Annotated in this window: 1 protein-coding gene; it reads right to left on the reverse strand. The window is 71.6% G+C overall.

Features of this window, described 5'->3' with window-relative positions; translation table 11 throughout:
• Positions 1–15: 15 nt before the first annotated feature.
• The coding region (locus ACLBX8_RS32170) for a Mu transposase domain-containing protein (RefSeq protein ID WP_447716470.1) at positions 16–282 on the reverse strand (267 nt) is incomplete at its 5' end.

Consider the following 282-nt stretch of genomic DNA (forward strand, 5'->3'; position numbering starts at 1 on the left):
CGGGAGCGGTACGGGTCATGACCGGACCCCGATGCCAGCAGCGAGCCGCTCGCCGACGGCTTGGTAGACGGCCAGGGAGCGCTGCGCGACGTGATCGCCACTCCGCCCGATCGGCAGGCTGTCGGGATGGCCGTGCCGCATGGCTCGGGCAGCTCCTCCCTGCCGATGCTCGGGATCGACGCGGTATTGGCGCCGTCCCTCCAGGATCGAGTGGCTCGCCACGACCCGGCCGCCGTCGAGGATGCGGATCGTGTCGGGCAACTGGTGCACCTCGACGACGCG

The organism is Methylobacterium sp. D48H, assembly GCF_053345715.1.